9 protein-coding genes and 2 pseudogenes are annotated in these 10211 nt (G+C 68.2%); 3 read left to right on the top strand and 8 right to left on the bottom strand.

What is annotated here, in order from left to right:
- Positions 1-87 precede the first annotated feature (87 nt).
- Positions 88-237 (bottom strand): annotated as a pseudogene (locus ACI2L1_RS44550) (helix-turn-helix domain-containing protein); the annotation flags it as partial.
- Between the two features lie 621 nt (positions 238-858).
- On the opposite strand from ACI2L1_RS44550, the gene ACI2L1_RS44545 reads away from it, so the two are divergent.
- A complete protein-coding gene (locus ACI2L1_RS44545) occupies positions 859-1452 on the top strand; it encodes a hypothetical protein (protein ID WP_404745202.1) in 594 nt (197 codons plus the stop codon).
- A 22-nt stretch (positions 1453-1474) separates the two neighbouring features.
- On the opposite strand, the pseudogene ACI2L1_RS44540 reads toward ACI2L1_RS44545, so the two are convergent.
- Positions 1475-1612 (bottom strand): annotated as a pseudogene (locus ACI2L1_RS44540) (IS630 family transposase); the annotation flags it as partial.
- 102 nt (positions 1613-1714) lie between these two features.
- Here ACI2L1_RS44540 and ACI2L1_RS44535 point away from each other — a divergent pair.
- Positions 1715-2131: a hypothetical protein gene (locus tag ACI2L1_RS44535; RefSeq protein ID WP_404745201.1), complete on the top strand. Its 417-nt coding sequence runs from the start codon at positions 1715-1717 to the stop codon at positions 2129-2131.
- Between the two features lie 85 nt (positions 2132-2216).
- Here ACI2L1_RS44535 and ACI2L1_RS44530 read toward each other — a convergent pair whose 3' ends face one another.
- The 6 genes from ACI2L1_RS44530 to ACI2L1_RS44505 form a co-directional block, all read right to left on the bottom strand.
- On the bottom strand, positions 2217-2660 hold the full coding sequence (locus tag ACI2L1_RS44530) for a hypothetical protein (RefSeq protein ID WP_404745200.1): 444 nt from the start codon (positions 2658-2660) through the stop codon (positions 2217-2219).
- A gap of 9 nt (positions 2661-2669) precedes the next feature.
- Positions 2670-3743 carry a hypothetical protein gene (locus tag ACI2L1_RS44525; protein ID WP_404745199.1) on the bottom strand — a complete coding sequence of 358 codons (1074 nt, stop codon included), beginning with the start codon at positions 3741-3743 and terminating at the stop codon, positions 2670-2672.
- Entirely contained in the window at positions 3740-5737 is a 1998-nt protein-coding gene (locus tag ACI2L1_RS44520; RefSeq protein ID WP_404745198.1) for a hypothetical protein, read from the bottom strand. The genes ACI2L1_RS44525 and ACI2L1_RS44520 overlap by 4 nt, the downstream gene beginning before the upstream one ends.
- A complete protein-coding gene (locus ACI2L1_RS44515; RefSeq protein WP_404745197.1) occupies positions 5734-6489 on the bottom strand; it encodes a toll/interleukin-1 receptor domain-containing protein in 756 nt (251 codons plus the stop codon). The genes ACI2L1_RS44520 and ACI2L1_RS44515 overlap by 4 nt, the downstream gene beginning before the upstream one ends.
- A 12-nt stretch (positions 6490-6501) precedes the next feature.
- Positions 6502-7791 carry a helix-turn-helix domain-containing protein gene (locus ACI2L1_RS44510; protein WP_404745196.1) on the bottom strand — a complete coding sequence of 430 codons (1290 nt, stop codon included), beginning with the start codon at positions 7789-7791 and terminating at the stop codon, positions 6502-6504.
- 209 nt (positions 7792-8000) lie between these two features.
- The gene (locus ACI2L1_RS44505; RefSeq protein WP_404745195.1) at positions 8001-8318 is read right to left on the bottom strand and encodes a hypothetical protein; all 318 of its coding nucleotides are present in this window, start codon (positions 8316-8318) and stop codon (positions 8001-8003) included.
- Positions 8319-8766: 448 nt separating this feature from the next.
- Here ACI2L1_RS44505 and ACI2L1_RS44500 point away from each other — a divergent pair, with 448 nt between their 5' ends.
- Positions 8767-9993 (top strand): UDP-N-acetylglucosamine--N-acetylmuramyl-(pentapeptide) pyrophosphoryl-undecaprenol N-acetylglucosamine transferase, encoded by a 1227-nt coding sequence (locus ACI2L1_RS44500; protein ID WP_404745203.1) that lies wholly within the window; start codon positions 8767-8769, stop codon positions 9991-9993.
- Positions 9994-10211: the final 218 nt, after the last annotated feature.

The following is a 10211-nucleotide window of genomic DNA, read 5'->3' as shown; positions in this document are numbered from 1 at the left end:
TCTTCTTCCCCATGCTCTCCATGATGGACATCCTCCCGGGGCAGAACCCCTGATCTCGGATGTCCGTCAAAGCGGATCAAGCTCAGTGGTGCGGCCCTGCTCGATTTCGATGACGGTGCGTCTGGCCAGGCCGCTGCGGGCGGCGAGCTCGTCGTAGCTCCACCCGCGCGCGGCCCGCAGACGCGCGAGCTCCAACCGCAGCGCGTCGAGGTCCGGATCGGGCGGCAAGATCGTCACCCGTCCATCCGACGGTGCAGACCCCTGCCCTGTCAGTGCAGACCTCTGCCCTATTTTCCCAGGTGACGGCAGCCGCAAGAGGGCAGAGGTCTGCACTACGGTGGCGGCCGCACCCGCACCCCAAGGGCGGGACCAGCGCGGAAGCAACCGGAGGAAAACGCGTCCATGAGGCTGCGCACAGCATGTCCAGCGACACCACGCGCCTGGACCGTGGAACTGCGCTCGCACGCCGGCGGCCTCGTCCTCATCTGCCGGCACTGCCCCCACGGCACCACACCAATCACCGCGGTCTCCGCTCGCTCGACGGCCCTGGCCCGCCTCGCCCGGCACGCACGCGGAGACCTGCGGCCCCCGCACCTGCGGATCTGCCAGTGCCATGAACGCGGCTGCCACTGGCACCCCCGTCACCGCGGCTGTGCCGGCCCCATCCACCTCCTCCTCGCATGCGAACGCGGCGGACGGCTGTGGCGGCTCACCGACGCCTGCAGCGCCTGCGCCGCAGCAACAGCACGGGCCGCCGTCGTACCCGACACCGCCCTCGCCCGGGCACCGCTGCAGCCAGCGGCCATTCGTCAGTCCAGACATCCCAAGGGGCCAGGGGAGCGGATCCGGATCCGCGAAATGCTCAGCTACCTCGCCGCCGCGCTCCCAGAGAACACCTCAGCCGCCGCACGCCTGCTGGCACTGCAGTGCGCACTGCGGATGAACACCCACATGCGAGTCCGCCTGTCCAAGGGCGTGATGCGCAGCCTCCGCCTCGACACAGCCACGGGCCCATCGCACGAGATGGAGCACGCACGATGGCTGCGCACGACCCCCGGAGGTGCAGCCAACGAGATCGCCGCTGAACTGCTCGATGTCACGCTGCTCGGCCAAGCTCCAGCCCGCCCCGACCGAAGACGTGCCGCGGACTGGGCCCTGCGCGCCGGCTATGCAGCACGGGCTATCGGACCGCTGCCCCGGCTGGCCAGCGTGTACCTCACGGCGAACACGGACCCGGAATTCGGTACTGGCCTGGGCGACCTCGAGCAGATGGCGCGCGCCTGCGGTACCCAGACCGCCGAACTGTCCGGCACGCTTGACCAGTTGGTGGCAGCCGGATTGCTGGGGTCATGGCAGGCCTGTCCGGACTCGGGAGACCTGCAGTGGACCTCGCCGGAGAGACGATGGAAAAGATCGCAACCGAGGTCGCACGACAACTCGCCTGAGGCGTGACCGGCAAGTTCGGCCGGGTCACTCAGGCCGCGGCGGCGAGGGGGCGCCCACCCCAGCGGATGCCTCTCCGGCTGCGGATGCAGGCGCGTTCCTTGCGTTCGACGGCCAGGACGTCGTGGTGGCAGGCGTAGGCGTTGCGCCAGCGCAGGCGCGCAAGCAGACCGAGGCCAGACGTGACTTGGGGAAAACGGGCTGCTGCCGCGCTGGGGTGCGGCCGGGTCCGTCAGCGATTGCAGTGAGCCCGACGGCAGACGTATTGATCATGCGCTGGCGGGGAGGTCCGCTACGGTACGAGCGCAAGGCGGCCGTGTTCATCCCACTGGCCACCTCGGCAGGCAACGAGCAGGCGCACAACGCGCGCCATCTGCAGGAGACTGGGGCAGCGGTCGCGCTGGAGGGCGAGGTATCGGCACAGCGGATGCGGGACGCGTTGGGCCCGCTCCTTGCCGATGCCCACCTGCGGCAGGCGATGGCGGAGCTGGCCCGCGCGCACGGCCGTCCGGATGCGGCCCACCCGCAGGTGCCGGGCAGCGCCGCGCTCGACGACCTCCACACACGTCTGAACGCGATGCAGGCGTCTTCCCATGGGGCGTGGACGTCCTCGCCGTCGAGGTACAGGCGCAGCTTCACCGGGCCGTGCTCGTCGGCGGTGGCCCGTCGCTCGTCGAGCACGGTGTGATCCATGGCCACGTTGGTGTCGGCCCACACCAGCAGCCGGAAGTGGGCCGTTCCGGGTCTGATGGAGGCTTGGTCCTCGTGGCGGTTCAGTTGTGTGGCGGGTCGGAGTGGTGGGCGTGGAGGGTGAGTCCGGTGATCTGGCCTGATTGGATGACTGGGCCGTGCTGTACCCCGCCGTTGATGTTGTTGTGCACGGTGCCCGGCCGTGCGGCTTCGCTTTGTAGATGTTGCAACGACGTGAGCAGTTCGCGTAGTTCGGCGTGGGAGACGGCGCGGCCTTGCAGCAGATGTCGCAGGTGTGCCTCCCACTGCTCGACGGCCTCGCGGGGCCCGTGTGGTTGGCCTGTGGTCTGGGAGGCGAGGAGCCGGGCCCGCGAGGCGTCCAGGCTGGTGATCGTGGCGTCGTTTTGATCGCTGCGTGAGAGGAACCGCCGCAGGAGTTCGCGGGCGTGCGTCCAGGAATCGGTGACCATGAGTGAGACCAGGGTAGATGCTCCCGATGCGGTCAGCGCGGCCAATTCGTTGTCCATGGTTCTCCTTCAAGTAGAGCTTGGACTCCGGGTATTGGGCCGTCTGCGACATCTTGGGTGGTCGGGTTCTTCCGGTTGGTCGTCCGCGGGTGCGGTGAAGGCTGCTGGTGGGTCGTAGCGGCGCAGCAGTTCATCGGCCGTCTCGTGTTTGTCCTGCGTTCTGATGATGTCGGCGATCTGTTTGGTGAGCATTCCCCGTCGGTCGTCTCCGCTGGTAAAGCCCATGCCGGTGAGGAAGGCCTCGAAGTGGTCAGAGGTTGTCGGTTCCCGTTCGGCAGGAGTGGATGTCCCGTTGGCGGTGGGGATGAGGTTTTGAAGCCGCTCGGGGATGTCGGTGTTGTTGGCTGCGGAGGTCAGCTGGGCGAGGAGGCCGAGGTCTGCCACGGTCTTCTCTATGTGGCTGTCGTTCTTGGCCAGCCACCAGACCACCGCGCTGCCGGTGTCCTTGAGTACGTCGTCGCCCAGGTATTCGCGCTTGCTTTGTTCGTATGTGCGCTGGTGTTCCCAGACTGCCTTGTCCTTGCGGATCTCAGCGAGTTTGGCCAGCCGTTCCTGGTCGGGTTCGTGCAAGGTAAGCGTGATGTCTTCTGCCATGACTTGGAGGTGTCCGGTATTGTCCGGGCGCATTCTGCTGAGGGCACCGCTCAGTTCGTGCTGGACGAATGAGGCCCGGCCGGGCTCCCGCTGCTCGGTGAGTGTTCGGGCGCGGTCCAGCACCGCCTCGACGGCGAGGCCTGCCGGGTTGAGGACGGGGTCGTCGCCGTAAGTTTCGAGGGGGTGCCACCGTACAGTGGCGGAGAACACGAAGTCGTAGTCGTCCCATTTGCTGGGCAATGCGACGCGGCTGACATGGTGTTCCCTGCGCTCGATCGGGGCGGCGGGGAGGAAGTTCGTGAAGTCGGCGGGTAGAGAGCCGCGCCGCATCGCGGCGATCTTGAAGGCTGCGGCGGGAGCACCGGCGACGGCAAGGGCCAGGGCGGCCCACGCCCATATGGGCCACTCCTGCACCAGGCCGAGGATAGACAGCAGCAGGGCACACAGCACGGTGAGGAAAACGGTCGTCGTCTTGCGGCCGGTGGTCATCGTGCAGCCCCCCTGGGCGGTGCGGGTGGAGTCGGTGCGGCCGGCGGGCGTAGGCCCTGGGCCGTGGAAATCTTCTGGAGCAGGCGTTCGGTGGTTGCGGCGCCGGATGCCCGCCCGCCAGGGGCAGTGGGCTCTGCGGAGCGGGCGACCGAGTACAGCACTGCGAGGGTGCTGCCGTTTCGGCCTGCGGCATCGACCAGCAGAGTGAGCAGCAGATCGCGATGGTTGTCGGCGGTGCAGGCCGTGTGCAGCCATCGTTGGGCATACGGCTGCCATTGCGGGCGCGGCAGTCGGGCGAGCGCCTCCGCCCAGCCTGCCGCCGCGCAGTCCTGGACGCCCCTTTCGTCGATGAGCGGGCGCGGTGCGCCTGCTGGGTGCGTGAGTGCCACGGGGTCGCAGATTCGCAGGAAGAGGCGGGCGTCGACGGTCGGTGCGGTTGAATGACGGGTGAGTCGGTCGAGCATGCGGCGGCGAAGTCGCGCACTGGTCACGGCAAGGCTGCACAAGGCATCGAGAGCGGGGGTGGCGCCGCGTTCCCGGCGGGCCAGGTGATGCAGGCGGGTCACGGCCTGGTCGGGGTGGGTGGGCGCGATCACGTCGGTGCAGACGCGTAGGAGAACATGTGCGAGGGTCCCCGTCAGCCGCTTGCCCTTACACCAGTCGTAGACGAGCATCCGCAGGCTTCGGCCGTAGCGCGGGTCGCTCAGACCGCAGGCCAGTACGTCTACAGCGGCCTCCAGCCGGACACGGCTCCTGGACGTAGCGCTCCACTCCTCCGCCAGGAATGCCAAATCGTTTCCCCGGCCAGTGCGCAAGTACTGGTCGGCGAGCCGGCTCACCACCCTCTTGCGCAGCTCCGACGTGATATGCGGATCATCCAGCTCCGTACTCTGGACGGTCCAGGAACTAAACAGATGCCGAAGGTCAGGCATGTGGTCCCAGAAATGGGCGCGCACCGCAGCGTCGTAGTCCAGCCTGTCGAACCGCACGCGACCGTCCGGCCCGGCTGCTGCGCCGATCTCCTCCAAGCGTTCGGCCAGATCTTTGCCCTCCAGCAGAGGCGTCTCGTCCCGCGGCGTGTTGAAGGTGCTGAGCAGGAGTGCAGCGCCGCGGTGGATGACGTCAGCATGCGTGTCGTGGAGCATGGCCGTGGCGAACAGCAACGCCCGCTGTGCAGCCGCGCACCGTGTCGCGACGAGTTCGCAGACTTCCTTGCGCCACTGCGTGCGTGCGTCACGGGACTGCTTGCACCAGGTGGCGAACCCTTCACGAACCGGCAACGCCGCACGGGCGCGGCGCACGCGGTCGGCGAAGTGCGCGATCTCCTCCATCGACGGCTCTTCTGCCAGGAATTCATCCAGCGCCGAGGCGGGAAGCCGGTACTCCTCGTACGGTATCCCTTGCAGCCTCAGGTGCCGCCGGAAGACCTCCATGGTCGGTGGGCGCGCGATATCGGCCTGGAAGGGCTGCAGGTGCGACTCCAAGGCGCCGTCATGCGGCATGACGACCACCAGCTGCGCCTGCTGTTCCTGCACGGTCTTGCGCAGCGCAGACAGGTCCCTGCGCGCCTGGGCCCACTGGGAGACGTTGGCCTCGGCAAGGTTCAGCAGCAGCCGGTCACCGACGCCGACCAGGTCGGGATCGGTGAGGGCCCCCTCCTCCTCGCCGGGCAGAAGCTCGCGGAAGATGCCGACGCCCTGGTGAACCTCGTACAGCAGGACGCATGCTGCCGTGGTCCTGCCGCTGCCAGGAGCGCCGCGCAGGATCACGGTACTGCTGGCGTCGAGCACACGGCGCGCCATGCCCATCCCGGCGGGATCGACGAACTGCTGCCGGAGAAGGCGGAGGTGGTCGTCCGCGATGCGGCGCGGACTTCGGCCGGACGACTCCTGGAAGCCAAGGCCCACATTGACGGTATAGTTGTAGAAGTCGCCCGAGCCGGCGTGCACCGGGCCGCCGGGCTGCTCGACGCGCGTGGTGAATGTATCGCTCACCGCTCGTTGTCCTCGGGCTGGTCCGAGTCGCCGAACCGGTGGTGGATGTCACCGTGCTGATCACCCTCGATGTTCGTCATGCCGTCGCCCGAGTAGTGCCGATCACCCGAAACATGGCGCGAGTTCTGGTAGATGTTTCCCTGGCCTGAATGCACGGGACCGGTTGACCCTTTGATTACGGTGTTGCCGACGTCTCCGGTGAAGTCCCGGCTCTGCACGGCCGTTCCGCTGACAGCGTCGACCGAATTGGACACGGAGCCAGGATCAGGCGTGGGTACCTCGGCGTGCTCGAGGGCGTACAGCTCGGGAACCATCTCGGCTACCAGGTCACCCAGGCGCTTCAAGTCCGCTTCTGCGTTCTGTGTGTCCAGCCGTACGGACTGCAGGTCGGCCAGCCTCGCCAGCTCCTGCGGCAGTCTTTCCTTGCGCAGGCGTTCCGTCCCCCTGCCTGCGAGGACGGGCACCACCGGCACTCCGCAGTGGAACGCCTCCACTATCTCCTTGCGGACCCAGTCCTCCGGGTCGCGCAACCTGGACTGGAAGTTGAGCCAGTCGGCCCCGATGACCGCCAGCACCAGTGCGCTGCGGCGCACGCTCGTCAGGAGCGCCTCGGGGTAGGTGGAGCCCGGGGGAATGGACCGCGAGGCGCGAAAGGCCCGGTCCTTGCCGAAACGGTTGGCAAGCTCGTTGTCGATCAGGGCAGCGATGTCATTGCCGTCCCCTGTCCGGTAGTTGATGAACACGTCAGGCATGCCAGGTTCCTCTCAGGAGACAGGGAGTCGGGACAGCACCGCCAAGCGAGGCCCCAGCTGGCGCACCGCGGCGTGGCCGCGATGGCGGGCCAGGACCCGGGAGAGGCGACGGAGGTCGATCGTCACAGTCGCGGACCGGACGGCTACCACCCCATCGAGAAGCGTCGCCGCCAGTGCGCAGGCGTGGTCGATCTCGCCGTGCGACGCATAAGCCAGCGCCCGGCGTATGCCGTAGCGCACCTGCGTGCGCACCGCATCAGGCGAGACAAGCGCGAGTTGGCGGTCCAATTCCTCGGCCGCCTTCCGCATCTGGCCGAGGTCGAACAGACACCACCCGGTGATCATGCCGACCGAATCAGGCAGATGCATGCTGCCGATCACCGGAGCCTCACCCTCGCCTTCCTGGCGGCCCAGCAGTGTCCGGGCGCGGTCCAGAGCGCGCATGCACGCGTCACCATCGCCGGCGAGAGCGTGCCCCTGCGCCTCACGCTGCGCGGCAAGACCCCGGATTCGCGGCGGGAGCGTGCCGCTCTGCGCCCGACGTGCCAGAGCAACGGTCTGCTCGGCATCGTCCTGGTACAGCGTGACCAGGGCCCGCCGGACCAGCGCATACCCGGCCAGTGCGCGGTCGCCACCGGCTGCAGCAAGGTCCACCGCACGCTGCGTCCACCACAGCGCCGCCTGCTCGTCACCCGTCTCTTGTACCAGCCAGCCGACATACTCGGCATACCGAGAGCCCAGCGCCAGCAACTCCTGGCGGGTCCGGGAATCCACGTGCTCGGACAACTCCCGCAGCGTATGGGTCTGCGCTATCAGCCCGGGCAGCAGGAAGCCGGGCTCGACGTTCTGGCCGAGCCGCCGGTAGTGCGTGAACAGGGACCGGGATGCATCCAGCATTCCTACGCCCCCGGTTGGAGATACGCGGCGACCGCCCGTACGCCAGCTCATCAGCGAGGCTGCCCCGGCGCTGACGACCTGCCGTCGGCCCACGGGCGTAAATTCGCTCGAGCCATCTGGTGACAGCCGCATCACCCACTCCTCCTCATTGGCCTCATATGGAGCCGGTTCCTTCGGCACGTCAGTAACGGGCGGGGCGGCCAAAGCGATCAGCGCTCCGCCGGCGTGGAGGGCGGCGTCGCACAACCGAGCCAGATCACGGCTTGGCGCTTTGATGCCTCGTTCGACCTTGCTCAACTGCGCCTTGCTGTAGTGCACGACGGCCGACAGCGCTGTGAGACTCAATCCGGCGCCCAAGCGCCGCTTCCTCAGCTCTTCGCCGAACTCGCTGGACGGCAGAAGCACGGAAAACCTCCAGGACCGTCCATCCAGGTGCACGAGGGGTGCTGCTCGAAAGAGTGCGGCACCCCTGACTGGACGGACAAGGCAAATGGCACTGTTTCCCGTTTCCTCTCCGCAGACGGGAGGCACTACTCGCGACCAGAGGGACCCGCCAGGTCGGCTGCCGCCCGGCTGTCGAGCGAGGGGCTGTGAATGTATGTCGGTGTGAGATCTCAGGACTTCGGTCGGGTGTTCTTGCTGGGGCGGACAGCGAGTTCGTCTTCTCCGCGCAGGATCCGGTAGAGGGTGTCCTCGACGACGACTGTGACGATCTTTCCGGCATGGTCCTGGCCGAGCTTGATGAACTGGCCGTTGATCATGAAGCGACCGCTGGCATGCACCCTGCGCTGGGCCTGGATGGCACCGGCCGACAGGGGCGGAGACGGCAGCGGGGACGTCGCCCTCCCCGCCCCGCCGATCTGTCCCAGGCGGTCGGCTGGAACGGGGCAGGGCCGCGTTCCCATCAGGGCGCTGTCGGCGATGGCGTGCATGAGGTGTCCGTCGAGGCGGACGGTGATCGTGTGGTCGGCGAGGGCGAATCCGGCCTGGTAGCGGGCTCCGGCCAGGCAGAGAAGGGGCGATGGATGGATCGCAGCCGAGATCGCGCCACAACTCGCCTGAGGCGTGACCGGAAAAACCGGCCGGGTGGCTCACGCCACCGGCGAGGAGGCGTCCACCCCAGCCAGTACCTCTCTCGCTGTGGGTGCGGGCGTCCGGTGGCCAGGATGTAGCGGTGGCGGGCGTTGGCATTGCGCCAGAGCTGGCGTGCGAGCGTGAGCCCACCGGACGGCGGGACGTGGCTTGGGGGAACGGCTGCTGCCGCGCTGGGTGCGGTACGGTCCGTCAGCGATCGCAGTGACCCCTATGGCAGGCGTATTGATCATCAGCGCCCGTGTGCTGGGGTCCGCTGCGGTACGAGCGAGTCTCCGCACAGACCAGATGGGATCTCCGTTGGTGAACAATCCTCATGAGGGTGCGCTGACTGCTTTCCGGTTGACTGTGACGGGTGGTGGGACCGGTGGGCACACCTACCCTGCGCTGACTGCCATCCGGGCGCTTCGGGACCGGCTCGCGGGGTCCGGGCGGGTGCTGGAGGTGCTGTGGATCGGTGCGGAGAGCGGGCTGGAGGCCCGGGTTGCTCCCGCCGAAGGGATCCCGTTCACTCCGGTCGCCACGGGCAAGATCCGCCGGTCGTCGAATCCGCTGAAGATGCTGTCGGCCGCCAACGTGCGGGACATGGCTCGGGTGCCGTTGGGCGTGGCGCAGGCACGCAAGGCGATCGCGGAATTCCGTCCGGATGTGGTGCTGGCGACCGGGGGTTATGCGGCTGTTCCCGCCGGGCTCGCGGCGCGGCTGTGCGGGCGGCCGCTGGTGCTGCACGAGCAGACGGTGCGGCTGGGCTTGGCCAATCGCAAGCTGGCCGGGTCGGCGACGCGGATCGCGGTTTCCTCGGAATCGACGTTGGAGCTGCTGTCCGAGGAAGCACGCTCCATCGCCGTGGTGACCGGGAATCCGGTGCGGCCCGAGGTGCTGAGCGGGCACGGGCAGAAGGCGGTCGAGGCACTGGGTCTGCGGGGTTTCGACGGTCGGCGGCCCACCGTGTACGTCACCGGGGGCGCCCAGGGTGCTCAGCAGATCAACACGGTCGTGGCCGAGGTCCTGCCGTGGCTACTGGAGCACGCGAACGTGATCCACCAGTGCGGGCCGGACCACGTCGAGGCCCTGCACCAGCGGGCCGCGGCGCTTCCGGCAGAGAGTGCGGGCCGCTACTACGTGAGCGGGTTCGTCGGACAGGAACTGCCGGATGTCCTGGCCCTCGCGGACGTGGTGATCTCGCGCAGCGGGGCGGGCACGCTCGCCGAGCTGACCGCGCTGGGCAAGGCGGCCGTGTTCATCCCGCTGGCCACCTCGGCAGGCAACGAGCAGGCCTACAACGCGCGCCACTTGCAAGAGGCCGGGGCCGCGGTTGCGCTGGAGGGTGAGGTGACGGCGCAGCGGATGCAGGACGCGTTGGGACCGCTCCTTGCCGATGCCCGCTTGCGGCAGACGATGGGGCAGCGGGCCCGCGCGTACGGCCGGCCGGATGCGGCCGACCGACTCGTGAACGTGATCCTGTCAGCTGCTGAGGGATCTACGGCGGGTGCCGGGAAGCACCGCGCTCGATGACCTCGTGACCGCACGATCGTGCCCCCACCCGAACGCGACCGGGGCGGGGACCTCGCCTGAGGTACGCACACCACCTTCGCCGTCGCCGCCTGCCCTCTTCTAAGCCGTCGGGGCGGCTGCTCTCCTAGTGTCCTGAGTCTGGAATTCGGTTCAGATATCCGGCGAGGCGCTCAAGGATCTCGTCCGCGGTCTTCGTCCATACGAAGGGTTTCGGGTCT

The organism is Streptomyces sp. NPDC019531, from assembly GCF_044903305.1.
In the GTDB taxonomy this organism is placed as follows: domain Bacteria; phylum Actinomycetota; class Actinomycetes; order Streptomycetales; family Streptomycetaceae; genus Streptomyces.
This window is presented reverse-complemented; position numbering and strand designations above follow the sequence as displayed.